The 23,928-nt window shown below is 62.9% G+C and carries 23 protein-coding genes and 1 riboswitch; of the genes, 6 read left to right on the plus strand and 17 right to left on the minus strand.

Annotated features, from left to right (window positions below; all coding sequences use genetic code 11):
* Positions 1–41: 41 nt before the first annotated feature.
* The 13 genes from QX034_RS18845 to QX034_RS18905 all read right to left on the minus strand — a co-directional run bounded on the left by QX034_RS18845 (position 42) and on the right by QX034_RS18905 (position 12,162).
* The gene (locus QX034_RS18845; RefSeq protein ID WP_315750977.1) at positions 42–578 is read right to left on the minus strand and encodes a mismatch-specific DNA-glycosylase; all 537 of its coding nucleotides are present in this window, start codon (positions 576–578) and stop codon (positions 42–44) included.
* Positions 575–1,093 (minus strand): IS1096 element passenger TnpR family protein, encoded by a 519-nt coding sequence (locus QX034_RS18850; protein ID WP_316195671.1) that lies wholly within the window; start codon positions 1,091–1,093, stop codon positions 575–577. Before QX034_RS18850 ends, QX034_RS18845 begins: the two co-directional genes overlap by 4 nt.
* Positions 1,094–1,296: 203 nt before the next feature.
* Positions 1,297–1,572 (minus strand): hypothetical protein, encoded by a 276-nt coding sequence (locus tag QX034_RS18855; protein WP_315701018.1) that lies wholly within the window; start codon positions 1,570–1,572, stop codon positions 1,297–1,299.
* A gap of 261 nt (positions 1,573–1,833) precedes the next feature.
* Entirely contained in the window at positions 1,834–2,133 is a 300-nt protein-coding gene (locus tag QX034_RS18860; RefSeq protein WP_315701017.1) for a hypothetical protein, read from the minus strand.
* A gap of 131 nt (positions 2,134–2,264) precedes the next feature.
* A complete protein-coding gene (locus QX034_RS18865; RefSeq protein ID WP_315742753.1) occupies positions 2,265–2,489 on the minus strand; it encodes a hypothetical protein in 225 nt (74 codons plus the stop codon).
* A 138-nt stretch (positions 2,490–2,627) separates the two neighbouring features.
* Complete coding sequence (locus tag QX034_RS18870; protein ID WP_316195672.1) at positions 2,628–3,011, minus strand: RidA family protein; 384 nt, start codon at positions 3,009–3,011, stop codon at positions 2,628–2,630.
* Positions 3,012–3,147: 136 nt separating this feature from the next.
* Entirely contained in the window at positions 3,148–5,523 is a 2,376-nt protein-coding gene (locus QX034_RS18875; RefSeq protein ID WP_316195674.1) for an SIR2 family protein, read from the minus strand.
* Between the two features lie 385 nt (positions 5,524–5,908).
* On the minus strand, positions 5,909–7,807 hold the full coding sequence (thiC, locus tag QX034_RS18880) for a phosphomethylpyrimidine synthase ThiC (protein WP_316195675.1): 1,899 nt from the start codon (positions 7,805–7,807) through the stop codon (positions 5,909–5,911).
* A 341-nt stretch (positions 7,808–8,148) separates the two neighbouring features.
* Entirely contained in the window at positions 8,149–8,757 is a 609-nt protein-coding gene (locus tag QX034_RS18885) for a thiamine phosphate synthase (RefSeq protein ID WP_315742747.1), read from the minus strand.
* Positions 8,744–9,526, minus strand: coding sequence for a thiazole synthase (locus tag QX034_RS18890; protein ID WP_315742745.1), 783 nt, complete (start codon positions 9,524–9,526; stop codon positions 8,744–8,746). The genes QX034_RS18885 and QX034_RS18890 overlap by 14 nt, the downstream gene beginning before the upstream one ends.
* 328 nt (positions 9,527–9,854) lie before the next feature.
* Positions 9,855–10,052: a sulfur carrier protein ThiS gene (gene thiS, locus QX034_RS18895; protein ID WP_315701008.1), complete on the minus strand. Its 198-nt coding sequence runs from the start codon at positions 10,050–10,052 to the stop codon at positions 9,855–9,857.
* Positions 10,043–11,059: an FAD-dependent oxidoreductase gene (locus tag QX034_RS18900; protein ID WP_315742744.1), complete on the minus strand. Its 1,017-nt coding sequence runs from the start codon at positions 11,057–11,059 to the stop codon at positions 10,043–10,045. Before QX034_RS18900 ends, thiS begins: the two co-directional genes overlap by 10 nt.
* A riboswitch (TPP riboswitch) is annotated at positions 11,047–11,158 on the minus strand. It overlaps the preceding gene by 13 nt.
* A 71-nt stretch (positions 11,159–11,229) precedes the next feature.
* Positions 11,230–12,162, minus strand: a complete 933-nt coding sequence (locus QX034_RS18905) for a lytic transglycosylase domain-containing protein (RefSeq protein ID WP_315742743.1) — start codon at positions 12,160–12,162, stop codon at positions 11,230–11,232.
* A gap of 643 nt (positions 12,163–12,805) precedes the next feature.
* Here QX034_RS18905 and QX034_RS18910 point away from each other — a divergent pair.
* Together QX034_RS18910 and QX034_RS18915 are read left to right on the plus strand one after the other, a co-directional pair.
* A complete protein-coding gene (locus QX034_RS18910; protein ID WP_315701005.1) occupies positions 12,806–13,054 on the plus strand; it encodes a hypothetical protein in 249 nt (82 codons plus the stop codon).
* Positions 13,055–13,210: 156 nt separating this feature from the next.
* Entirely contained in the window at positions 13,211–13,744 is a 534-nt protein-coding gene (locus tag QX034_RS18915; protein WP_315728503.1) for a PRC-barrel domain-containing protein, read from the plus strand.
* A 65-nt stretch (positions 13,745–13,809) separates the two neighbouring features.
* On the opposite strand, the gene QX034_RS18920 is transcribed toward QX034_RS18915, so the two are convergent.
* Together QX034_RS18920 and QX034_RS18925 are read right to left on the minus strand one after the other, a co-directional pair.
* Complete coding sequence (locus tag QX034_RS18920; protein WP_316173308.1) at positions 13,810–15,138, minus strand: ATP-binding protein; 1,329 nt, start codon at positions 15,136–15,138, stop codon at positions 13,810–13,812.
* A 43-nt stretch (positions 15,139–15,181) separates the two neighbouring features.
* On the minus strand, positions 15,182–15,925 hold the full coding sequence (locus tag QX034_RS18925; RefSeq protein ID WP_315701002.1) for a response regulator: 744 nt from the start codon (positions 15,923–15,925) through the stop codon (positions 15,182–15,184).
* 284 nt (positions 15,926–16,209) lie between these two features.
* On the opposite strand from QX034_RS18925, the gene QX034_RS18930 reads away from it, so the two are divergent.
* Positions 16,210–16,611 (plus strand): hypothetical protein, encoded by a 402-nt coding sequence (locus tag QX034_RS18930; RefSeq protein WP_315742740.1) that lies wholly within the window; start codon positions 16,210–16,212, stop codon positions 16,609–16,611.
* Between the two features lie 56 nt (positions 16,612–16,667).
* On the plus strand, positions 16,668–16,820 hold the full coding sequence (locus tag QX034_RS18935; RefSeq protein WP_315730110.1) for a hypothetical protein: 153 nt from the start codon (positions 16,668–16,670) through the stop codon (positions 16,818–16,820).
* Between the two features lie 193 nt (positions 16,821–17,013).
* On the opposite strand, the gene QX034_RS18940 is transcribed toward QX034_RS18935, so the two are convergent.
* Positions 17,014–18,231, minus strand: a complete 1,218-nt coding sequence (locus tag QX034_RS18940) for an ABC transporter substrate-binding protein (protein ID WP_315701000.1) — start codon at positions 18,229–18,231, stop codon at positions 17,014–17,016.
* Between the two features lie 714 nt (positions 18,232–18,945).
* Between QX034_RS18940 and QX034_RS18945 the strand changes: the two genes are divergently transcribed.
* A complete protein-coding gene (locus QX034_RS18945; RefSeq protein ID WP_316195678.1) occupies positions 18,946–20,442 on the plus strand; it encodes a porin in 1,497 nt (498 codons plus the stop codon).
* A gap of 179 nt (positions 20,443–20,621) precedes the next feature.
* Here the strand turns inward: QX034_RS18945 and QX034_RS18950 are convergent, their stop codons facing one another.
* The gene (locus QX034_RS18950) at positions 20,622–22,256 is read right to left on the minus strand and encodes a DUF4403 family protein (protein ID WP_315700998.1); all 1,635 of its coding nucleotides are present in this window, start codon (positions 22,254–22,256) and stop codon (positions 20,622–20,624) included.
* A gap of 616 nt (positions 22,257–22,872) precedes the next feature.
* On the opposite strand from QX034_RS18950, the gene QX034_RS18955 reads away from it, so the two are divergent.
* A complete protein-coding gene (locus QX034_RS18955; RefSeq protein ID WP_315728495.1) occupies positions 22,873–23,928 on the plus strand; it encodes a glycosyltransferase family 1 protein in 1,056 nt (351 codons plus the stop codon).

Consider the following 23,928-nt stretch of genomic DNA (forward strand, 5'->3'; position numbering starts at 1 on the left):
CGCGCGCGCTCGCTGTGCGTCCCGGAACGAGAGGAGAGCAGCTAAGCGCTCGCCACATGCGCCGCCAGTTCCAGCCACGGCTGAAGCGTCCAGGCGCCCGACGCGGCGCCGGAGGGGGAGGCAAGCACGAAGATGTCGGGGAAGTCAGCCGCCGGCGGCTGCCGGCCGAGTGCGATCCGGGTCGTCGGCCGGCCATAGAACAGGCTTGCAGCCTTCTTGCTGGTGAAGGCGAGCGTGCGCGGCCGATAGCGCCGCATCTTCTCGATCAGACCGGCGACATCGACGCCGGCCTGCAGCGCGACATGGTCCATGCCGGCGCCGTGCTTGCAGAGATCGGTGAAGCCGATGCCGAGCTTCAGTAGCTCGGGAAACTCATGCGGCTGATACAGCCGCGGCGTCAGCCCTGTCGCGTGCAGGGTGCGCCAAAAGCGGTTGCCGGGATGCGCGTAATAATGGCCAGTCGCGGCCGACCGCTCGCTCGCCGCCGTGCCGACGAAGACGAGGCGCAGGTTCGGTGCGAGCTGGTCGGGCAGGCGGTGCCGCCTGTCCGCGCCGGCATGCCCAGGCGCTTCTTTCAAGATTTTCCGATCTTGATGATTTCGCCGGTGCGCGGATTGATCGCACGGGGCGGCCCATCCTCGTCGTCATCATCCTCGTCCGGCCCGGGATATTGCTCGGGCGCCTTGCCCTTGGCCGCAACCACGCGCGGATAGCGCAGCTTCGGCTGCTTCGTCCCGGTGGCCTTCAGCGTGATCCGGAACAGCCAGTCGTCGCCATAATCGAACAGGAACAGCAGCGTATGGCCGATCTCCGGGAAAGCCTGCGCGATCCGCGTCTTCTCGACGCCGAGCACTCCGGCGGCGGCCTCGCCGATATCGGCAAACAGCTCATATTGCGGATGGACGACCTTGATCTTCGACAGCGTCAATCCGGTGTAGAAGCCGAAGGCGTGGTCGAAGTCGAAACCGAACGCCTGCACGATCGCTTCGGCCAGCCTATACAGCGACTTGGTCGGATCGATTTCGATGTCCCGATAGACCGAGCGCCCGCCGTCGAGCGCGGCGCGGAGGATGAACGTCTCGGTCTGAGCCATGCCGGTCTCCCCGGGCGAGCGGCAGCAGCACGCCCGCGACCAGCATATACGGCCGCGACCGTCCAAGCGAGGCCGGGAGCCGGCGTCGAACGCGATTGTCCCCCGTCACATGGCCCGCGGCAGAACTGTCAGCGCTCCGCCCATGGATCGGCGACCGCCATGTGGCGGCCGCCGTGGCACGGAGGCATACGCCGGGCCGGACCTTACAGGGTGCAGCGGCGCTCGTCGCGCAGCTTGAGCTGGATGGCGTTGGCTTCGCCGAAGGTCGCAACCGGCTGGCTCACGACCTTGTAGGTCGACGGCCATTCGACCGGCTTGGACTGCAAGTTGGTATTCCAGATCTGGCAGATGCCGGTGTTATCCCAGCGGATCACGTAATAGCCGGCCACGGGCGCAGCATGCCGAGGCGCGGCGAGTGCGGGCACGACGGAAGCGGCAGCAATACCGGTGGCGGCAACGAGAGCGGTCAAGCGACGCATCGGAAATCTCCCCTAACGAACAGAACCCCAGCCGCCACGGCCGACAACGCGCGCGACGACGCCGATCCGCGCCTGCGGATGGGCGATGGACTCCTGCGACAAAAGCGCGCTGCTGGCAAGGTGGCAGCGTGACCGCTCACAGCGATGTCAGGGGAGGGGCAGTGCGGCGACGCCGCAATGTGGGGCAAGATCAGAGGCGTGCTTCTCGGTCGTGCCAGATGCGCGTGATCAGGATGTCCTGCATTGAACCGATCCTTAGTCTCACTCGGGGTCGTCGTAGCAGATGTCGTGGGTCGTGATCCACTGCGTGCAGTTGCCGTTCGCGTCCCAGCCAATGCATTCCTTTCGGAAGTTGCACGGATGGATGTTGAAGCCCTGGCCGAACTGGCCCTTCTCCAGCACGGCAACTGGATCGATCTCGACCCCTCCGCCGATCGTCGCGGTCATCGGGCCGAAGGATCGGACCCGTTCAACGAATTGTCGCACGGGTTTGCCGGTGGCATCGAGCAGGAACCGTCCGTCGGGTGAGATGGTCAGGGTTTCGCGCTTTTGATTCGACATCCGTTAGTCTCCGGCTGGGAGGAACTGTCTGGCACCAGGACTGTCGTGCGTCGGGCCTATGGAGTGCTGACTGGTCCGGTTCGCAGGCGGGCCATACGAGCACGTCTCGTGACGTTCAGACGATGAAGGCCTCAACACGTTATCGACGGCGAAGACCCCGTGCAGTCGCAGGTCGGTGACGGCGGCTCGCCGTCGGGGTATGTGCAGGTCTTGCTGACGCAGCCCATGCCCTCACAGCAGCAGGTGACCGTGTAGCTGCCCTTGCCGCGCAAGCGGTGGATCAGCATGTAGCCGTGAGATGTCGGGCGGACGTCGATCTCGACTTCGATCCCCTGGCCCAGCGAGCGAACCTCCATCCCATCCTCCCACGGTTTGTCAGATTGGGAAAAAGGCTACCACAGCCTGTGGATGTCGTTGCGTTGACATGTATCAAATCTAAGAGAACGTCGGCGCCCTCAGCCGCTGCCGGGTCGTTCGCCGTGACACCGGAGCTATCATTTCCGAAGCGCGGCGATGCCCTCGATCTCGATCAGCATCTTCGGATCGGGCAGCGCGGCGACGACGCAGGTGGTGCGTGCCGGATAGGGCGCCGGGCCGAACGCCTCGGCATAGAGCCTGTTCATGGTCGCGACGTCGGCGGCGCGGGTCAGCAGCACGTTGACCTTGACGAGCCCGCGCATCGTGGCGCCGCCTTCGCTGAGCACGCGGGTGAAGTTGGTCACGACATTGGCGAACTGCGCCTCGAAGCCGTCGGGCAGGTTGCCATCAGCGTCGAAGCCGGGAATGCCGGAGATGAAGAGGAGATCGCCGATCCGGGTGCCGAACGACAGCGGCGGGGCTTTGATGTGGAGTGGAGCGGCGATGTGGTGGACGGGCATATCTGGTCCTTCCATCGAGGGAGGTAGCTCGACGTCTATGCGCGGATGTCATAGCCCATTATGAGCTCGTACTTAAGTAAGCGCGAAAGCTAGCGGTCCCTCAGGGTGGCCACTGCGGGTGAATTCTTGGTCGCTATTATGATCTCGGAACGCTCCGCAGTGGCTTCGATCTAGCCGAAATATGTCCCTGAATTTCGTTGGCAAGTATCATCAAGCTGCTGTCGTGTGAAAAGAAATGTCGCGATGTTTCAATGAGCTTATTCAGCTTATCGATCTGCTTTCTATCAAAAGTACCGCCATTTCTGACGTAGTATTGGACGCCACCGAATAGCGTCATGTAGGGATGGATCACGATACGATTCATGCCGCCTTCTTTAGCGATCGCCTCGGTGAGTACCGTGAACGCTTCATCGAAGCCTGTTTTGAATCTGGTTGGATTGTGTTTCATCTCCTCAAAGAGGATTTTGCCGAGTGTTGTGAGTGGAAGTGGGTGCCGTTCGACTTGTACGGCATGCTTAGCGTGCGAGATAGCTTGGTTCAGTAACTTTGAAGGATCGGAATCGGTTGCCGTTAAGAATCGATCCAGCTTCATCAGTGCGAATTGTTCCCAGTAACGAGAATTCCAGCTCCAGAATCTCTTCATCGCCAGAAAGAAGGCTTCTGATTGTGTCGGAAGAAATTGAGAGAGTACTTCGTCGTAGTCGAACAGACGTCCCGCTAGGCGAGCTTCGGGGGTTCGTTTCATGATGGTGCTGCGGTTAACGTACGCGACTAGCTGGGCTCCTATGGCACTGTAAATTTCCAACATCAGCCCTTCGTCCAGGCTACACATTTGCCTAAGGATGCGTTGTCCTAGTATCGGATTGACGGGGACAACATAGTCCTTTGTGTGGTGATCGAAAAATGTCAGAGGGAGAATATCTCGCACGCTAAGTTGGTTCTGTAATTCTTGGGCGGGAAATGAAGCGTTCAGCACTTGATAGGCTAGGCCTGGTTTGTAGCAGTAGCTGGCCAGCGCGCATGCAAGATATCGTTGCAGTCGGTTGTTGTCGGCCCCAGTAATCAAAGACTCGACGATGCGCTCAACTGGCCGAAAGTCGTTCATTATTCGACATACGGCTATCGCAATAGAATCGTTTGTCAATTCATTCGCTAGAGCATCTAGGTTTTTGGGGTCATAACTCGAGCTTGTTAGGCCGTAATCGTGCATTTTGACGATAAGCGCCCGAGCCTCAGCTGAGTCGAATGGAGCGAATTCCATTTGGAATACGCCATTTCCAGCAAGTATTTGACGTACGTGCTGCATTCGGTATGAGCGTTCCGTTGCAACAATTAAGAAGTCACTTCTGTGTATCTGCCGGTAAAGTTCGACTATTGCTGAAGCGTGGTCGGCGAAATTGTCACAAGAAATTACGAACGGAGAGGTGAAGCTGTTGAATACTTTTGCGCTTAGAGAAATATCGGGCGTCGATAGATTGTGGTAGTCGAATATGTGGATACCTTGTCCTGCGAGATCGTAGAGGCACCTAGCCAATATTGTAGTCTTGCCTCCACCGGCGTTGTCGCTGGCGACTAGGAAATTTACGGACCAATCTTTGGCATCGATCCGTTGCCGAATTTCGCTCTTAAGTCTGGTGGTGCTTGAGCGCGAGATGTCGCGTGCCAGCGCAATATCTGAAAAGCTGGGCTCGCGTCCCACATAAAACCCGAGATCGGCGTTCTCTTGCGCTTGATGAGCGATGACGTATGAGAAGTCTCGCGAAAATAGCGCGAGGTCCTTCCTGCTAACGGCGCCGCCGAAATGCTCTGTTGTCAAGCTGAATGTTGCGCCAGCAGGGAGTGGGCGTGATGGAAAGGCCTCCTCCAGCTCTTTTAAGAATTCTTGGAGTGAGCCGGGGTAGAGGTTGAGCCCGTGGCGGTCACAGTCACGCAGGGTGCCGTCGTCGGGGTATGGTTCGATCAGGAATGAAGGGCCCCGATCTCGCCTAACGCTATTCTTGCTGCGTCCCGCCAAAAAGTATTCGAGATCTGGTTCTTCAAGACTTGTTCCTGCGATGATGAAGGGCTGAGTTGCTATTGTTTGGGCTAGTACATTTATCCAAGCGCTTCCAGGCCCCATGCTGTTGGCGTAGTCAGCCAAAGAGAAGACATATCCATCGCCGGGCTTTCTTGCCCATCCGTGGACGTGAATAATTTTGAGCAAGTTGACATCGTCGGAATTCACGTAGGGAGATTTGTGCGTCAGTGATTCGATAATTTGTTGGGAACCGTTTACTGTGTAAGCATTCTCAAGTGCGTCGTCGATATTTAGAGTGTAGATTCGACTCCAGATGAATGTGGTCAGCCTCTTGCAGGTCTCGCCTGCCGTGCAGTTCGAGAATCTTTCAGTTAGTTTTTCTTCAATTTCATCTTCGCTCAGTTGGGCGTAGGCGCGGGCTAGTGATGAACTCGCGCGCAAATTCTTCATTTTAACTAATTCTTTTCGAAGTGTGTCGCCGCCAGGTAGATCCATGCCAAATCTATCCTGGCTATCCAGGCTGACTCCTGCTCCCAAAAAAAGCGAATATTTCCCTTGAAGTAGAGTCTCTCGGACGCTTGGGAGTAGTTTAGAATCGAGGGGCGTGGTCGGGCGTCCTTCATCCCGGCTGGGCGGATTGGTGTGTCGGTAGTTTTAAGGCCGTTGTGCAAGTAGATGTGGGAGCAATCCCAATGATGATAATCTACGGATTGCGAATGTGCTTTGATGTGAGGCGCAAGACTTTAATACGTTGGCTCGCAATTAGTTTGGGTTGATGCTACTATAGATCGAAACGATGTAAAGAGTTCTCCAGGAAGAAAGGCCGGGCAATCGGCCCGGCCTCTTGCTGGATGTGCTTGTCCTCTCAAATGGCAAACCCTTACAACGCCTTGTTGCTCTCCTTCACCTTGTCCGCGTCGAGGTAGACGCTCGACCCCATTTCCTTGAACTTGGCGCTCATCTGCGCCATGCCGTCTTCGATGGTGCCTGAGATGCTCAGACCCACGCTCGCCGGATCGTTCAAGGTCGCCGCATAGTCGCGCACGTCCTGGGTGATCTTCATCGAGCAGAATTTCGGCCCGCACATCGAGCAGAAATGCGCGACCTTGTGGGCTTCCTTGGGCAGGGTCTCGTCGTGGAAGCTTTTGGCGGTGTCGGGATCGAGGCCGAGGTTGAACTGGTCGGTCCAGCGGAATTCGAACCGGGCGCGGGACAGCGCGTCGTCGCGGAGCTGCGCGGCCGGGTGGCCCTTGGCGAGATCGGCGGCGTGGGCGGCGATCTTGTAGGTGATGACGCCGGTCTTGACGTCGTTGCGGTCGGGCAGGCCGAGATGCTCCTTCGGCGTGACGTAGCAGAGCATCGCGCAGCCGAACCAGCCGATCATGGCGGCGCCGATGCCGGAGGTGATGTGGTCGTAGCCCGGCGCGATGTCCGTGGTCAGCGGCCCGAGCGTATAGAACGGCGCCTCGCCGCATTCCTTGAGCTGCTTGTCCATGTTGATCTTGATCTTGTGCATCGGCACGTGGCCGGGGCCCTCGATCATGACCTGGCAGCCCTTGTCCCAGGCGATCTTGGTGAGCTCGCCAAGCGTCTCCAGCTCCGCGAACTGCGCGCGGTCGTTGGCGTCCGCGATCGAGCCCGGACGCAGGCCGTCGCCGAGCGAGAACGAGACGTCATACTTGCGCATGAGGTCGCAGATCTCGTCGAAATGGGTGTAGAGGAAGCTCTCCTTGTGATGCGCCAGGCACCACTTAGCCATGATCGAGCCGCCGCGGCTGACGATGCCGGTGACACGGCTGGCGGTGAGGTGGATGTATTGCAGGCGCACGCCGGCATGGATGGTGAAGTAGTCGACGCCCTGCTCGCACTGCTCGATCAGGGTGTCCTTGTAGAGCTCCCAGGTCAGCTTCACCGGATCGCCTTCGCACTTCTCCAGCGCCTGGTAGATCGGCACGGTGCCGATCGGCACCGGCGCGTTGCGCAGGATCCATTCGCGGGTGGTGTGGATGTTGCGGCCCGTCGAGAGGTCCATCACGGTGTCTGCGCCCCAGCGGATCGCCCACACCATCTTGTCCACTTCCTCTTCCACGGACGAAGTCACCGCCGAGTTGCCGATATTGGCGTTGATCTTAGTGAGGAAGTTGCGGCCGATGATCATCGGCTCCAGCTCGGCGTGGTTGATGTTGCAGGGGATGATGGCGCGGCCGCGCGCGATCTCGTCGCGGACGAATTCCGGGGTGATGAAGGCGGGCACGGAGGCGCCGAAGCTCTCGCCGTCGGCGAGCGCGGCCTCGGCGCGCTCGAGCTGCTGCTTGCGGCCGAGATTCTCGCGCTCGGCGACGTAGATCATCTCCTTGGTGATGATGCCGGCGCGGGCGAATTCGAGCTGCGTCACCTTGTGGCCGGGAAGGCCGCGCAGCGGCTTGTGATAGGCGGAGAAGGCTTTCGCTGCATGCGTGGCGCCGACATTGCCGTTGTCCTCCGGCTTGATGACGCGGCCCTCATATTCCTCGACGCCGCCGCGCTCGCGCACCCAGGCCTGGCGGTTGCGCGGCAGGCCCGCGTTGACGTCGATGGTGACGTTGGGATCGGTGTAGGGACCGGAGGTGTCGTAGACCGGCAGGTTCGGCTCGGCGGCGGCATCGGAGAGGATGATCTCGCGCAGCGGCACCCGCAGCTCGGGCGCCGTATCAGGCGTCGCATAGATCTTGCGCGAGGAGGGCAGGGGACCGGTGGTGACGGCGGGAACGGTCGTATCGGGGTTGGAGCGGACGTTCATGGAGTCCTCCTTCTCTCAATTGTTGTTGTTCCGGGGCGCGAAGACGCGAGTCCGGAATCCAGAGGTGTTGATGGATTGAAGCGAGATGTCAGCGCGAAATGCGGTGCGCCCCCCTCCCCCTTGCGGGGAGGGGTTGGGGGTGGGGGTATCAGGAAGGCGGTGCCTACGATTGAGCGCTCTTCTGGAATGCAAAGTGCCGAGGGGTTTGGTCGCAACACCGACAGTTTTTGCGTGGACCCCCACCCCCGCCCCCTCCCCGCAAGGGGGAGGGGAGGACACCGTGTTCGCGGCTGGCTGCCGCCAGCACTCACTCTCAGACGCATTCGCAATATCAGCGCGCATCATGCCAGCTCCGCGGTGGCTTCGAGCCAGGCGCGCACGCGCGCATCTGGATCGGCGTTCTGCGTGACGTCACTGACGACGGCGATGGAATCGGCACCGGCGGCGAAGATATCTGCGGCCTGCTCCAGCTTGATGCCGCCGATCGCGACCAGCGGAATGCTGCCGGCGCGCTGTTTCCATTCGGTGATCTTCGGGATGCCCTGCGGCGCGAAGCGCATCGCCTTCAAGGTGGTCGGGAAGATCGGGCCGAGCGCGATGTAGTCCGGCTTGGCGGCGAGCGCGGTCGCAAGCTCCGCATCGTCATGGGTGGAGAGGCCGAGCGTCAGCCCGGCCTCCTTGATCGCCGCGACATCGGCATCGACCAGATCCTCCTGGCCGAGATGGACATGCGCAGCGCCGGCGACGATCGCGGCGCGCCAGTAGTCGTTAACCACGAGCTTGGTGTTGCTGCCCTTGGTGATGGCGAGCGCGTCGGTGACGATCTGCAGCGCCTCGCCGTCGTTGAGGTCCTTGGCGCGCAGCTGCACCGTGCCGACGCCCAATTGGGTCAGGCGCTCGACCCAGGCGAGCGAGTCGACGACCGGATAGAATTTATCAGGATACGGCATGCCAGAACGGGGTCCCAACGACAGGGGTGGAGGGCGAGGCGAAATCGCGGGCGTCCATCAGCCCGGCCTCGTAGGCGGTGCGGCCGGCCTCGCAGCCGAGCCTGAAGGCGCGCGCCATCGCGATCGGATCGGCGGCCTTGGCGACCGCGGTGTTGAGCAGCACGGCGTCATAGCCGAGCTCGAGCGCGTGCGCCGCGTGGCTCGGTGCGCCCAGCCCGGCATCGACCACCAGCGTGATGTCGGGCAGGCGGTCGCGCATGAGTTTCAGGGCGTCGCGGTTGATGATGCCTTTCGCGCTGCCGATCGGCGCCGCCCACGGCATCACCACCTTGCAGCCGGCATCGACCAGCCGCATCGCGACGGAGAGGTCCTCGGTGCAATAGGGGAAGACCTCGAAGCCCTCCTTGACCAGGATGTTCGCCGCTTCGACCAGGCCGACCACGTCGGGCTGCAAGGTGTCGTTATCGGCGATCACCTCGAGCTTGATCCAGGAGGTGCCGAACAATTCGCGCGCCAGCTTGGCCGTGGTCACCGCCTCGCGCACGCTGCGGCAGCCGGCGGTGTTCGGCAGCACCGTCACATTCAACTCGCGGATCAGCTTCCAGAACGCATCGCCCGACTTGCCGCCGGCGGATTCACGCCGCAGCGACACCGTGACGATCTCGGCGCCGGAGGCGCGGATCGCCTCCTGCATGATCGCCGGCGAGGGATACAGCGCGGTGCCGATCAGGAGGCGCGAGGCGAAGGTCTTGTCGTAGAAACTGGGCATCAGCGGTCTCTGTCATTCCAGACTGTGTTCGCAACGGAAGCCGTCATCCCTGCGAAGGCGGGGATCCAGTATTCCAGAGACGGTTCGGTCAAATCGATCGGCCGCGGCGTACTGGATCGCCTGGTCAAGCCGAGCGACGACGATAGAGCGGGTGGCGCGTTCTTTCTCTCCATGTCGTCCCGGCGCAGGCCGGGACCCATACCGCGTGATTTCGCGATCGGGCAGAGTGGCAGATATCGAGCGCTCCTACGACGGCCGGTGGCTATGGGTCCCCGCTTTCGCGGGGACGACAGTGAAGTATGTGGCGTGAGCGAGCGACACATGATGATCACCCTCCCTGCCGCGGCGTGATGATCTCGATCTCGTCGCCGGCCTTCACAGGCGTCTCCGCCCAGCGGCTCTTCGGCACGACGTCGTAGTTCAGCGCGATCGCGAAATGCGTGCCTTCGTAGTCGAGCTCGGAGAGCAGCGCGGCGACCGAGGTCGAGGAGATGTCGCGCGCCTCGCCGTTGACGGTCACGCGCATCGCATCACCTCATTGTCGATCTGGCCGCGCGCGACATAATTGAGCGTGAGTTCGGCCAGCGCCGGCGCGATCAGGAAGCCGTGGCGATAGAGCCCGTTGACGCGGATCTCGTGCTCGCCCTTCACCGTGATGCGCGGCAGATTGTCCGGATAGGCGGGACGCAGGCCCGAGCCGAATTCCAGGATGCGCGCTTCGCCGAAAGCGGGGTGCACCGAATAGGCGGCGCCGAGCAGCTCCAGCGCCGAGCGTAAGCTGACGCCGGTGTCCTCGGCTTCCAGCGAGGTCGCGCCCAGCATGAACAGATTGTCGGCGCGCGGGATCAGGTACAGCGGCCAGCGCGGATGCATCAGCCTGATCGGGCGGGCGAGTTGCACCTCCGAGGTCTCGATCAGGATCATCTCGCCCTTGACGCCGCGCAGCTCCGGCTCGGTGTCGCGGGCTTCGAGGCCGCGGCAGTCGATCACCAAGCCATCGAGGTCGTCGGCGGTGACGTCGCTGTTGAACAGAATCGTGCCGCCGGCCGCGATGATGCGCTCGTGCAGCTTCGGCAATACGCGGCGCGGCTCGACATGGCCTTCGGTGGGATAGAACAGGCCCTCGCGGAAGCGGCCTTCCAGCGACGGTTCGAGTTCGGCGAGCTGCGCGGCATCGAGCCGCCGATAGCCGGAAGTGCGGCGGGCGAAGCGCTCATAGTCGGAGCGGTCGCGCGGATGGGCGATCACCAGCGAGCCGTTGAACGGGGTGTCCGGCAGTTCGCGCCGCCACAGCTCCAGCGAGGCGAGCCCGAGGCGGCTGATCACCGGCTCTGAAATCTCGCTCTCGCAATAGGGCGCCAGCATGCCGCCGGCCCAATGGCTGGTGGAGAGCATCAAATCGGCGTCGCTGCGCTCATGCAGGGTGACGGCATGGCCGGCCTTGGCGAAGAGCAAAGCCTGCCAGGCACCGGCAATGCCCGCGCCGATGATGGATACGGGGGACTCCCCGCGTGGAGATTTGGTCTGCTGCATCCCTGTCCCTTCGCCGGCATGACCCGGATCAGGTTCAAAGGGTCACCGCATCTCGCTGCGGTATCTCAGCTCCCCCTCGGAGCTCCCCTCGGAACGGCGCTAATGTAGACCGATCGCCGCGTCTGTCAACGGACTGTCATGCTCGCGGGAACCGGCTATGCCCGGCGAGGCTATCTCGCCGCGGTCCCGGCGTGCTTGGCCAGTTTGGCCGGCATGGCCTGGGCGACATGCTTCAGGCCCGCGAGCTTCGGGGTGATATCGAGCGGCGCGTGGACGCGCTCGGGCCTGCCGATGGCGGACGCCTCGGCGAAGCGTTGGCGCTTGGCCACCTCGTAGTAGCCCTTGGCGAAATAATGCACGGCGCGGTCGTGATCGCCATTGGCGGCGCGATAGGCGCCGGCCAGGTATTTCACGCCATAGGTCAGGTTGGTGTTGGGATCGTGCAGGCCCTGCGCATCGCCGGCGTAGCCGAGCCCGCGCGCGGTGCCGAGCTTGATCTGCATCAGCCCGATGCAGCCGCAGCTGCCGACCAGATCCTTCCGGTATTTGCTCTCGCGCACGATCACCCGATGCACCAGCGCTTCCGGCACATTGTTGGCCTTGGCGTGGATCGCGACCAGCGCGTCGATCTGCGGATGGCCGGTGTTCATGTGCTTCGGCTCTGCCTCGGCCGCCTTTTTGTCGGCATCCGGGCTCGCGGCGGCATCGTCAGGTCGTTCGGTGGCGCTGGCGTCCGCCGTTTGCGGCTGGCTGCTCGCCTCGGAGGCTGGCGCGTCGGCCGTCTCGGTTGCGCTCGCCAGCGGCACGGATGAAGGGTCGGTGGTGCTGACGGCCTCGATGGCTTCCGCCTCCCGCGCCGTCTTGGTCACCGCGGTCGGCATTTTGCGCAGCGCGGCGGCGGACGTCTTGCTCTGAGCCTTGCCGGTCTTGGTCTGAGTTTTGGCACCGGCCAGCTTCGCCGCGGCCGAGCTGCCGGTCTTTCCCGCGTCACTGTTGCCCGGCTTGGCGGCGGCTTCGGTGGAGGCATCTTCAGCCGCGGTGACCGGCGCAGCGCCCGCGAGCACAAGGCCTGCGAGCCAGGCCGACAGCACGAGACGTTTCATCGTTTCAGGATCCCCCGGGAACCAGGCGTGCGAAGCAACCCCCGCCCGCGCGCATACATGATTTACGCACCGTAAATGGCGCGTTCGCCGGGCAAGAATATGGCGAAAATCGGACTTACATTGCCGTGGCAGGCATGCATGGGTGGCCATTTACCCGAATTCTCGCCGGCGATGGGTTGGTGGACGCCGTCCAGGGACCTGCACGCGATGACGCCGTTCGTCGCCTACGCTGAGACTGCCGCTCACCCCGCAGGCGGCCTATTGCCGCTCTGGGTCGGGCGGGGCCTCTACGCGCTGCTCCTGGTCTTGCCGCATCTGCTCGCGCAGCCACCTGTGTTGGGCCGTTCCCGCTGCTGGTGGCGCTGTGGGCCGATCTGCACGGCGGCTTCGTCTTCGGCCTGCTCGTCGCCGATTTCGGCGCGAAACCATTCCAAACTGTTAGTTGAGGAAATTAGTTCCGCTACAGATCAGTTCCATCAAATAAAGTCGATCAGGCGAGGCGAGGTGTCGCACGCGTGCCGAAACGTCGTGAAAAAGCCGCGGTCCGGCCGTATGCTTCATGACAAGCAGATGAGTTGGACAGCCAAGCTTACTCACTCGAGCTTACTCATCAAAAAATCTTGAAACCGAGAGGGAGCGCGCCATGGCCCGCATGTCATCCGCCGATCTGTCGAATGGCTTTCTCCGCTCAACTCTTGCCGCGTTTGTCGCGGAGCTGCCGCATAACAACCCCTGCGCCCAATGTGGCAAGCCGATCGCTCTGCCCGAATGGGTGGAGAGCAGGGAGAACGGTACGGCCTATCTTTGGTACTGCAGCGCATGTGATTACCACTTCGAGGCGTTCGCATTTTCTCCCGATGCTGATTACGGCCACGGCGCGCTTGCGGCCTGATACGACCGGCGTGCGGTGCTCATTCCGATTGCGGCGTTCGCGCCATATCGCGGTGCACGATGGACGGCGCCGCCAATTGCGAAATCGTGGTTCCCGCGGAACGCTGACAGGCTCTTGCAGTTCTCTCGTCACCATTCACCGAGAGGGAGACATCCGATGGTGACGAAGACTGTTTTGACCGGCCTTGCCGGCTCACTGCTGCTTGCAAGCGCAGCATTCGCTGCAGAGACCTCAACCACCAGCACGACAACGACGGTTCGCGGCGATACCACCGCAGCGTCTTACAAGGGCGACTGGCGTGCCTCGAAGCTCTCTGGCGTCAAGGTCTACAACAACAACAACGAGAATATCGGTTCGATCGATGATCTGCTGACCGACAAGAACGGGCAGATCAAGGCGGTCGTCATCGGCGTCGGCGGCTTCCTCGGCATGGGCGAGCACCTCGTTGCGATCCCGTTCGACCAGGTGAAGTTCTCCGAGCAGCCGGTCGCCGCGAATACGGCCTCCAATGCACCGGCTTCGGGCTCCAACTCGGCAGCCCCGCCGGCTTCGACCACCACGACGGGCGCCGCCACGGGCTCTTCGTCTTCGAGCACCTCGCGCGCGAGCCGCTGGTATCCGGACCACGCGATGGTCAACGCGACCAAGGATCAGCTCAAGCAGATGCCCCAGTTCAAGTACTCGGAGTAAGCGGGTCCGGGTGATCTCGGCTGTGTCATGACAAGAGCGCGCTCGGCCTGTCCGGGCGCGCTTTACTATGCCGCGGGACGCAGCCGCGGCGCCTGGCGGAGGGGGAGGCGAATGCGGGCGATCAGCCCGTGCGGCTCGCGATCGTGCAATGATAGGTCCCCGCCATGCGCCGCAACGATCGATTTTGCGATCGACAGCCCCAATCCGAAGCCGGTGGCCTCATCCATGTTGCGGGCCTGGTCGCCGCGCACGAACGGCTCCAGCATCTGCGGCTTATGCGCATCCGAAATGCCGGGGCCGTCGTCCTCGACATCGATGGTCAAGACATCCGGCGCGACCGTGAGGCGGATGACGGTCTCGGTTCCGAACTTGACCGCATTGTCGACCAGGTTGGTGACGGTGCGCAGCAAATCGTCGGGCCGTACGGTTGCCATCGCATGCGCGGGACCGACATAGCAGACCTTGTGTCCCATGTCGGTGAATTGATCGGCCACGAGCTGCAGGATGCTGGCGACCTCGACCAGGGTCATCGGTTCGAGCTTGCGGCCGTGACGCAGGAACGACAGCACCGAACCGAGCATCGCATGCATCTGGTTGAGATCGGCGAGCATGCGGCCGCGCTGGATCTCGTCCTCGACGAATTCGCAGCGCAGCCGCATGCGCGTCAGCGGCGTGCGCAGATCGTGACTGATGGCGGCCAGCATCTTGGTGCGATCGTCGATCAGGGTGGTGATGCGCTCGCGCATGCGATTGAGGGCGCGCGCCAGGGAGCGGATCTCCTCCGGCCCGCGCTCGGGCAACAGCGGCGCGTCGCCGTCGAGGCTGAAGCTTTCGGCCGCCCTCGCAAACGAGGTCAGAGGGGCGGTCAACGCACGCGCCGCCCACAGGCCGAGCATGGTGATGCTGATCAGCGCGAACATCACCGTGGTGAACCACGGACCGCCCCAGAACGGTGGGCGGTGCGAACGGTTGCCGAATCTTGCGGAGATCATGCTGCCGTCGGGAAAGACGACGATCTCGCCCGGCCTCTCGCCCTCTGGCGGCAATGGGAAAAACTGGTAGCTCGGCCCGAGCGCCCGAAACCCGTGGTACACTGGCCGCGGCGCTTCGCCGCTCGGCAGCGGCCCTGAATAGCTCTTGATGTCGAAGTCCGGAAAGGCCCGGGTGATGTCGGCCATGACCCTCGGCCGGTCGGATGCGGGCGCGTGAGCGAGAATCCGAACCACGGTGGTGAGCTGCGACGGTCCGAATTCGCTGTCCGGCTCACGCTGCTCCGCGCGGTGGAACACGAAGACGGCGGTGATGATGACGTGCAGCGCGATGATCGAGGCCGCCACCAGTGCCGTGATTTGGCTGCGGATTCCTACGAGCCTGAGAGAGCGAAACAACCTCATCGCGCGCGTTTGCCGGTTGCCGTCATCCGCACTCCTGCGAAGGTCAGTGGCTCTGTGTGGTCGTTGTCAGCACCTCGACCACGGGAGTGAACATGTAGCCGCCGGAGCGCACGGTCTTGATCATGGTCGCTTCCTGCGGGTCCGGCTCGATCTTGCGGCGGATGCGGCTGACCAGCACGTCGATCGACCGCTCGAACGAACCTGCGCTGCGGCCTTGCGTCAGGTCGAGGAGGCTGTCGCGCGACAGCACCCGGCCGGGCCGCTCGCAGAAGGTGCGCAACAGGTCGAACTCGGCGCTGGTCATCGCGACGCGGGCGCCTTCGGGGTTGCGCAATTCACGCAGGCGGAAGTCGATCTTCCAGCCGAGGAAGGTCAGCGCGCTTGCGCCTTCCGTCGTGCTCGCGGTCATCGCCGCCGCCTGACGGCGCAGCACCGCGTTAATGCGGGCCAGCAGTTCGCGCGGATTGAAGGGCTTGGGCAGATAGTCGTCGGCGCCCATCTCCAGGCCGAGGATGCGGTCGACGTCCTCGCCGCGTGCGGTCAGCATGATGATCGGCACCTGCGATTCCGCACGCAGCTTGCGGCACAGCGTCAAGCCGTCTTCGCCCGGCAGCATCACATCGAGGATCAGCAGATCGACGCGGTGGTCGCCCATGATCTTCGTCATCTCGCGGCCGTCGGTCGCGGTGGTCACGTTGCAGGAGTTGTTGCGCAGATATTTCGCGATCAGCGTCCGCGTCTCGCGGTCGTCCTCGACGACAAGGATATGGGGTGGTGTCTGGGCCATAAGCTCAGCATTGACCTAAGATTGGGACGGTTTGCGAAGAATTTTGTTTCGGAATATTTCCATCCAGTGCACTGAAACAGCAGGACAATCCCTGCACATCAGCTGGCAGATGAGGCGGCGCGCGTCAATCCGACCGTGGTGGAGATCCGGAAGGCACGTTCACACTCAGACATGATGGTTAGCGGCCATCCTGGGCGAGCGCAGCCCCTCCACCTGCATGATGCTACCGACGGCACGTCGAAACGCCGATTATAGAGGCTCGCTGCAGGCAATCGGACCTCGTCATGCCGACAATCCGGCCGCTTCACGCCGATGATCTCGATGCGCTCTACCGCATCTCGCTTGCGACCGGCTTGGCAGGCCAGGATGCCTCGCAGCTCTATGCCGATCCGAGGCTGATGGGTCACATCTATTCCGCTCACTATGCGGTGCTTGAGCCGCGGCTTGCCCTGGTCGTTGAAGATCCGGACGGCGTCGCCGGTTTCGCAGTCGGCACGGCCGATACGATCGAGTGGGAAGACAGGCTCGAAACGCTCTGGTGGCCCGCGCTCCGCAAGCAATACGCATTCCCCGTTGAAGAGGATCCGGCGCGCTGGAGCCATGATCAGCAACGGATCGTCATGATTCACCACCTACACCTGCGCTCGCCTCGGTCGCCGCCAATTTCCCCGCGCATCTGCATCTGAACCTGCTGCCGCGGCTGCGGGGACGCGGTCTCGGCAAGAAGCTCTTTGATCAATGGCTGACTACCCTCGATGGCCAGCGAGCGGCGGCAACGCATGTCGCGGTGAATGGCGCCAACTCCGGCGCACTGCGCTTCTGGGAGAAAATGGGTTTTCGCGGCCTGCCACTCGGCGAGCCGGCGGGGCGCACCATCTGGATGGGGCGGTCGTAGTTCGGAGGGAGTCCGCCGATGCGCTGGTCCCGCTCATCGAACAGTTCTGCTGTTCGCTGAGCGGCATGACGCGGGACGATTGAAGCCGGATCGCCGGCCGCCCGCCGGAGGCGGGCGTCCAAAGCTCACCGAGACGAGGCTGCCAGATGTTGGGATCTGGCAGCTCAAGGTTAGGCTGGCGGAGCCGACCCCGTCAGTTCGTCTTCACCAGCGGACAGCCGCCCTTGTCGAGCGGGCGGAAGGCCTCGTCGCCGGGCACGGTCGCGATCAGCTTGTAGAGATCCCACTCGCTCTTGGACTCCGAGGGCTTCTTGACCTCGAACAGATACATGTCGTGCACCATGCGGCCGTCGATGCGGATCTTGCCGTTCTTGGCGAAGAAGTCGTTGACCGGGGTCGCCCGCATCTGCGCCATCACCTTGGGCGCCTCGTCGGTGCCGATCGCCTCGATCGCCTTGAGATAATGCATCGTCGCCGAATACAGCCCGGCCTGGATCATGGTCGGCATATGCCCGACGCGTTCGTTGAAGCGCTTGGAGAAGGCTCGGGTCTCGTCGTTCATGTCCCAATAGAAGCCGTCGGTGACGATGAGCCCCTGGGTGGCATTGATGCCGAGCGAATGGGTGTCGGTGATCTCCTGCAGCAGCGCGATCATCTTCTGGCCGCCTTGCGTGAGCCCGAACTCGGAAGCCTGTTTCAGCGCATTGGTGGTATCGCCGCCGGCATTGGCGAGCGCGACCACCTTGGCTTTCGACGCTTGCGCCTGCAGCAGGAAGGAGGAGAAATCGGAATTGTTGAGGGGATGGCGGACATCGCCGAGCACCGTGCCGCCGTTCTCCTTGACGACGTTGGCCGCGTCCCGCTGCAGCGCCTGGCCGAAGGCGTAGTCCGCGGTGATGAAAAACCAGGTGTCCTCGCCACGCTTGACCATCGCCTTGCCGGCGACGTTCGAGAGCGCATAAGTGTCGTAGGTCCAATGCACCGTGTTGGGCGAGCACTGCTTGCCGGTGATGTCGGAGGAGCCGCCGCCGGAATTGATGTTGATCTTGTTCTTCTCACGCGTGAGCGCCGAGATCGGCAGCGCGACCGAGGAGGTCGGCACATCGAAGATGGCGTCCACTTTTTCGTTGTCATACCAGTTGCGGGCGATGTTGACGCCGACGTCCGGCTTGTTCTGGTGGTCGGCGGCGACCACGACGATCGGCTTGCCTCTGACCTTGGCGCCGTAATCCTCCACCGCCATCTGCACCGCCGCGAGCGAGCCCTTGCCGGTGGCATCGGCATAAAGGCTCGACATGTCCGTGAGCACGCCGATCTTGACGACATCGTCGGAAATGGTCTGCGCCGTGGCAGGCGCGCACAAGGCTGCAAGCGCAAGAATAGCGATGACGGCTTGGGCCGCGGATTTCATGCTTCTCTCCCTGATGTGCTCTTCTTGAACGTTTTGGCGAGCGCATGGAGTTTTACCCGGCCTTCAGGCTCTGTGCAAAGCCAAATGGCCCGCGACACGCTGGCTATCCGCCTGAAAACGGCGATGGCATTGGCCGGACTACCCTGTCCTTCCCGCCAGAGGAGAGCAGCCGAGAGTCCCGCCGCGTACGGGGGGCGTTCGCGATGCGTACACGCCCGAGCGCTTCTCGGGGGCGTGCGCCGGCTGAGCGTTCGTTGTGTGACGGCGTGTTCGCGAATGCCTCGGGTGCCCCGATCGCACGCACTCGTCCGCGAATCTGACACGGTCCGGTTGCGGACGATATCGTTTGTCTACAAATGAATTGTCATCTTTTTTAGTTCTGTGATTTTATAAGTGTTATTAGTTGACGAATTGCTCGCGTGATTTGCGAGTTCATGTGCCGACCTTCCATCAGCGGTAGTGAAGCATGCGCGTTCGCATGTCCTTCTTGCGTGGAGTGCGTGCATGTTTCCGTTTTCGCGATTTGTTGATCGCCATGTTTCAGACGTAACCGGTTCGTCATTTTATATGATGACCGTCATCGGATACTACGACGACATTTCGCGCGGGTGTCGTCCGAAACCAAGTGGAGGGCAGGCGCGAAAATTTCGCTGAGCAAGAGGCTGCCGCGCGGGGGTTCGCGCGCGCCGCCGGTCAAGTTGGAGATTTTCTCAAATGAAAACGATTCGGGGCCTGCTTCTCGGTTCGGGAGCAGTGATGATGGCGTCCGTGGGGGCTCACGCCGCCGATCTTCCGTTGAAGGCCAAGGCGGTCGAATATGTGAAGGTTTGTTCGCTTTACGGTGCGGGGTTCTATTACATTCCCGGCACCGACACCTGCATCAAGCTGGGCGGTTACCTGCGCGCCGAAACCGCGTTTTGGACCAACAGCAATTATGGCGGCGCCTATAATGGCGTGGCCGGCGCCGACAACCGCCTGAGCAACCGTTACCAGGCTCGTTCGCGCGAAGACTTCAACATCGACACCCGGACCGCGACGGAATACGGCGTCGTTCGGACGTATTTCGATGCCGTGCTCACCTGGACTTCAGGCACCACCAGCGGTGCGGGCGGCGGTGCGACCTCCTACAGCGGCGACGCCATCTCTGGCGGCACGCTCGGCGTCTACTACGCCTTCATCCAGTTCGCCGGATTCACGATGGGTAAGGCGGTGTCGCAGTTCGACGCGCCCTGGACCAACTATCCCGGCAACAATTTCGACGGTCTGGTGGGCGGCGGCGGCACCGTCAATGGCGTCAACCAGTTCACCTATACCGCCGATTTCGGCCAGGGCATCACGGCTGCGATCTCGCTGGAGGACCAGGCTCAGTTCTCCACCAGCAACCTCTGGAACACTGCCGGCATCACCGCCGCCGGGGTCCTGAGCGGAACGTACGGGACGAGCAGCTTCGGCGGCAATGTGGCGCCGGACATCATCGGCATGGTGCGGGTCGACCAGGCCTGGGGCCTGTTTCAGGCCTCGTTCGCGGCGCATGACAACCACGCCGCTTACAATGGTGCGACCGAGGTCACGGGGCACCCCGAGGACAAATGGGGGTGGGCCGCACAGCTGGCGCTGTCGATCAAGAACATCCCGACCGGCCCCGGCGACACTGTGAACATCCAGGGCGTCTATACCGATGGCGCAAGCCGTTACAACTTCCAGAGCCTCGCCGCGACCTCCTATGCGATGTATGGCGGCACCGGCATGGCCAATGCCTATCAGAGCATCGGCTTCGCCGGCGTTGCGGATGCGGTGTTCGCGCCTGGACGCGGTCTCTCCACGGTGCAGACCTGGGGCATGCGCGGCGCCTATAGCCACAATTGGGATCCGCACTGGAATACGGCGCTTTACGGCGCTTATGCCCAGGTGCGTTATGGCAGCACCGGCTCTGCTCTGATCTGCGCCGGCATTGCCGCGAGCGGCGTGTTGTCCGCCGGTTCGACCTGCAACCCGGACTTCAACCTGGCTCAGATCGGCTTGATCACGCGCTGGACCCCGGTCAAGAACCTGACCTTCTCGGCCGACGTGACCTACAGCCGTCTCGACCAGAAGTATTCGGGTACGGCGATCGCACCGACGGTGGCGAGCGTTGCCAAGCCGGCGGCCACCTATGAGCTCAAGGACCAGGACACCGTGAGCTTGCTGCTCCGCGCTCAGCGGAATTGGTGAAGTTGATCTGTTAAACCTCCAACACACCACGGACCTCCGGCGATGCCCCGCCGGAGGTTTGTGTTTTTGGGGCCTCGCGTTGCAGCGGCCGATCGCGACTCTTTCCTTGGTGATCGAATTCCTGCGTGATCAACGCAAGTCGCGGCTTGCACATGATGAGAGGCGATGCTGTCGCGGGCCTATAGCGCCGGCAGCGCGTTGACGCGAACGGTCATCGTACCCTCCGCCGAGGCGATGACGCGAAGCACGGTCGCGTCGAAGGCAATGTCGGTCAAAGCAAGATTGTTGATGTCGGTATCGATCCGGATACCGTTATCGTTCTTCTGGAACTCGGCGATCGATGCGCCGATCCGCTCGCGCAGATTGTCCGCGAAGGGCTTCAAGTCGATCACGGATTTCTGCAGCAGCGCGTCCTGGAGATATGGCACCGCGGCGCGGGCGGCCGCGCCCAGCAGCCCGAATGCGGCATCCGATTCGACGGCGAGCTGCAGGTCGGCCAACTGCAAGGTCTGCCGCGCCTGGTTGACGAGCGGGCGGCCCCAGATATGCAGGGTGGCGTCGGCACCGAGGCCGAAGAAGCTCGTCTTCTCCTTGGCCCGGACCTGCAGCGAGATCAGCAGCCGATTGCCGGACGGGATCACGCTCGCATGCTTGACCGTGACGGCGACCTGACCCGAGCCGTCCTCGGGAAAGGTGCGGCCCGACAGCTGGCTGTCGACCAGCTTGGTCAGTTCGGTGAAGGGTACGTCGATCGGCACCGCGACGTTGACGCCGCCCGATGTCGGCGGGATCACGGTGAGCTTGTCCGGGAAGGGGCAGTCGGGCCTGGTCTCGGTCGGCGTCACGCGCGTTTCAGCCTCGATGCCGATCACGGTGGTCACCGTATTGGCGTCGATCGCAGGCTGCGCCGCCAGCGCCCGCGTCGGCTTGATCTCCAGCCAGACCGTGGGCAGCCCGACGGCAGAGCCCTGCAGCGGCACCGAGCGGCAGGCCCTGGTCCATTGCGCCTGTGCGCTGCGCATCAGGGTCTGATCCTTGCGGATGCGCTCGCCGAGCTGGTTGAGCTGCTCACCAACGGTCTTGTCGATCACCGGCTTGACCTGGGCCGGAACGTTGACGCGGGCGCCGGCGACCGACAGCGTGGTGTCGCCGAGGTTGACCTGGGCGCCGAAATTCGGCTCCAGGAACCATGCCGCCGCGAGCCGCGGCCGCATCGTGATGATGACATTGCCCTTGATCTCGGCCGTCGCGTTGAGATTCTTGATGTTGATGGCGCCGACCTTGCTGGCGGCGTCGGCGCCGAGCAGGCTGCCGATGGCGTCGGTGACCGCGCCGGTCGCTTTCCCCGACAGCGTTCCCGTCACATTGAGTTTGCCGGTCAAAGGCGTCGCCAGCGACAGCGTGTCCTGCGCGCCGGCTACGGCGATCGCCCCGCGTGATGCGGTCCAACCGATGTCGGCATTCTGCAGCAGTTGAGACGCCGGATTGTCGGCTTTGCCGGCGAAGCTGCGCGGGGTGGCCTTTTCCGCGACGTCGCGGATCGCGCTCAAGGAGATCGACACCGGCGCCATGATGATCGAACTCTTCGTCATCGGCGGCAGCGGCGGCAGCGCGACGATCGGTGGCGTCGGCGTCGTGCCGCCCCCCGAAATCAGCTCGATGGCGATGACGCCGAGCAGAACCAGCGCAGTGGCCGCCGCCGTGCCGATCAGGATGAGGTTCAGCCGGCCTGGGCCGCGCGGCGGCCGCGGCGATTTCGGCGCGAGCGGATGCGGCTTGGCCTGCCAATCGGGGCGCGACGTCGGAAGCTTCATGTCGGTCTCAACACTTAACGAGAAATCATGATCGGCCCCGATCGGGCTGCCGGCGCCGCATCGTGCGGAACCGGCGGCGAGGTCATCGGCCGAACCAGCAAGTCTATAGGGGAGGGGACCGCGGCGCCAGATCGGCCAAAAATGCCGTGGGGCGGTCGGCCATGAAGGGCAGGCCTTCCGAACATGTCGACACATATGGCAACAGATGACGAGAGCGCCGGATCGAGGCGTGCGTCACGACCGCCATTGCGCTGGTATCACTCTTCGGGTCGGCGGGGGGCTACGCGGGGATCGCTCGAGCTAACAACTAACAGGAAGATACGAGCATCGGGGCCATGAATGAATTGGTCATAGGAGGCCGTCGAAGTTCATCGCCCACGCGTCGTGCGGATTGCCGGGACTCTGGCCATTTAGCGCGGCAGAGAGGATTGGAGCGGGATCGTCGCCGGTCGCGCGCTCCAGTCCGGCCATTTGGTCTTTATGACGGTTTCGCGACGCGTCGCGTCGCGTTGGACCGCAAAAAGAATCTTCAACAGTTCGATGACGTCACACGTTTGAAATATCAATGTCGGATTTTGCAGCCGTTAAGAATCGATGCAGCTTATCCGGATCGCTCATGCGGATTTTAATCGCGACCGATGCCTGGCACCCGCAGGTGAACGGTGTCGTACGGACCTTGACGTCGCTGGCCCGCGCGGCAAGCGGGCTTGGTGCCGAGATCACGTTCCTGACACCGGAGGGGTTCCCGTCGTTCCAGGTGCCGACCTATCCGGGCTTGCGGCTCGCCATCACCAACCGCCGCGAGATCGCCAGGCGGATCGAACAGGCCGCGCCCGAGGCGATCCACATCGCCACCGAAGGCACGATCGGCTGGGCCGTGCGCAGCTACTGCCTGCGCAACAAGCTCGCCTTCACCACCTCCTACACGACGCGCTTTCCCGAATATGTCTCGGTGCGCACCGGCATTCCCGATGCAGTCGGCTATTGGGTGATGCGCCGCTTCCACGATGCGGCGGCGATGACCATGGTCGCGACCAACTCGCTGAAGCAGGATCTGGCCGCGCGCGGCTTCAAGCGGCTCGGCTTCTGGACCCGCGGCGTCGACACCAACCTGTTCAATCCGGATGAGCCGGCCAAGCTCGATCTGCCGCGCCCGGTGTTCATGACCGTCGGACGCGTCGCGGTCGAAAAGAACCTCGAGGCGTTCCTGTCGCTCGATCTGCCGGGCTCGAAGGTCGTGATCGGCAACGGCCCGCAGAAGGACGAGCTGGCACGCCGTTTCCCGGCGGCACATTTCCTCGGCGAGAAGACCGGCAAGGATCTCACCTCGCATATGGCGGCCGCCGACGTCTTCGTGTTCCCGAGCCTCACCGATACCTTCGGCGTGGTGCAATTGGAGTCGCTCGCCTGCGGCACGCCGGTGGCGGCCTTTCCGGTGACCGGTCCGCTGGACGTGATCGCGGACAACCCGATCGGCGCCATCGACAACGATCTGCACGCCGCGTGCATGCGTGCGCTGACCATGTCGCGGCAGACCTGCCGGGCGTTCGCGCTCGAACGCTCCTGGGAAAACAGCGCGCGCCAATTCATCGGCAATCTGGCCGTGCTGCAGCCGAACCGGGCGCCGCGGCCGGCGCCCGTCGTCGCGGCACAGAGCGCGGTGCGCGGCTGA

This window comes from Bradyrhizobium sp. SZCCHNR3119, assembly GCF_032487775.1.
GTDB lineage: Bacteria > Pseudomonadota > Alphaproteobacteria > Rhizobiales > Xanthobacteraceae > Bradyrhizobium.

Bases quoted from the DNA above. Each gene is read 5' to 3' on its own strand.
- QX034_RS18900 (WP_315742744.1), bottom strand. From the start codon at position 11,059: ATGCAGCAGACCAAATCTCCACGCGGGGAGTCCCCCGTATCCATCATC.
- QX034_RS18915 (WP_315728503.1), top strand. From the start codon at position 13,211: ATGGTGACGAAGACTGTTTTGACCGGCCTTGCCGGCTCACTGCTGCTT.
- QX034_RS18855 (WP_315701018.1), bottom strand. From the start codon at position 1,572: ATGCGTCGCTTGACCGCTCTCGTTGCCGCCACCGGTATTGCTGCCGCT.
- QX034_RS18940 (WP_315701000.1), bottom strand. From the start codon at position 18,231: ATGAAATCCGCGGCCCAAGCCGTCATCGCTATTCTTGCGCTTGCAGCC.
- thiC (WP_316195675.1), bottom strand. From the start codon at position 7,807: ATGAACGTCCGCTCCAACCCCGATACGACCGTTCCCGCCGTCACCACC.
- QX034_RS18850 (WP_316195671.1), bottom strand. From the start codon at position 1,093: ATGGCTCAGACCGAGACGTTCATCCTCCGCGCCGCGCTCGACGGCGGG.
- QX034_RS18955 (WP_315728495.1), top strand. From the start codon at position 22,873: ATGCGGATTTTAATCGCGACCGATGCCTGGCACCCGCAGGTGAACGGT.
- QX034_RS18910 (WP_315701005.1), top strand. From the start codon at position 12,806: ATGGCCCGCATGTCATCCGCCGATCTGTCGAATGGCTTTCTCCGCTCA.
- QX034_RS18930 (WP_315742740.1), top strand. From the start codon at position 16,210: ATGCCGACAATCCGGCCGCTTCACGCCGATGATCTCGATGCGCTCTAC.
- QX034_RS18875 (WP_316195674.1), bottom strand. From the start codon at position 5,523: ATGGATCTACCTGGCGGCGACACACTTCGAAAAGAATTAGTTAAAATG.
- QX034_RS18950 (WP_315700998.1), bottom strand. From the start codon at position 22,256: ATGAAGCTTCCGACGTCGCGCCCCGATTGGCAGGCCAAGCCGCATCCG.
- QX034_RS18885 (WP_315742747.1), bottom strand. From the start codon at position 8,757: ATGCCGTATCCTGATAAATTCTATCCGGTCGTCGACTCGCTCGCCTGG.
- thiS (WP_315701008.1), bottom strand. From the start codon at position 10,052: ATGCGCGTGACCGTCAACGGCGAGGCGCGCGACATCTCCTCGACCTCG.
- QX034_RS18920 (WP_316173308.1), bottom strand. From the start codon at position 15,138: ATGAGGTTGTTTCGCTCTCTCAGGCTCGTAGGAATCCGCAGCCAAATC.
- QX034_RS18925 (WP_315701002.1), bottom strand. From the start codon at position 15,925: ATGGCCCAGACACCACCCCATATCCTTGTCGTCGAGGACGACCGCGAG.
- QX034_RS18860 (WP_315701017.1), bottom strand. From the start codon at position 2,133: ATGTCGAATCAAAAGCGCGAAACCCTGACCATCTCACCCGACGGACGG.
- QX034_RS18945 (WP_316195678.1), top strand. From the start codon at position 18,946: ATGAAAACGATTCGGGGCCTGCTTCTCGGTTCGGGAGCAGTGATGATG.
- QX034_RS18905 (WP_315742743.1), bottom strand. From the start codon at position 12,162: ATGAAACGTCTCGTGCTGTCGGCCTGGCTCGCAGGCCTTGTGCTCGCG.
- QX034_RS18865 (WP_315742753.1), bottom strand. From the start codon at position 2,489: ATGGAGGTTCGCTCGCTGGGCCAGGGGATCGAAGTCGAGATCGACGTC.
- QX034_RS18890 (WP_315742745.1), bottom strand. From the start codon at position 9,526: ATGCCCAGTTTCTACGACAAGACCTTCGCCTCGCGCCTCCTGATCGGC.
- QX034_RS18870 (WP_316195672.1), bottom strand. From the start codon at position 3,011: ATGCCCGTCCACCACATCGCCGCTCCACTCCACATCAAAGCCCCGCCG.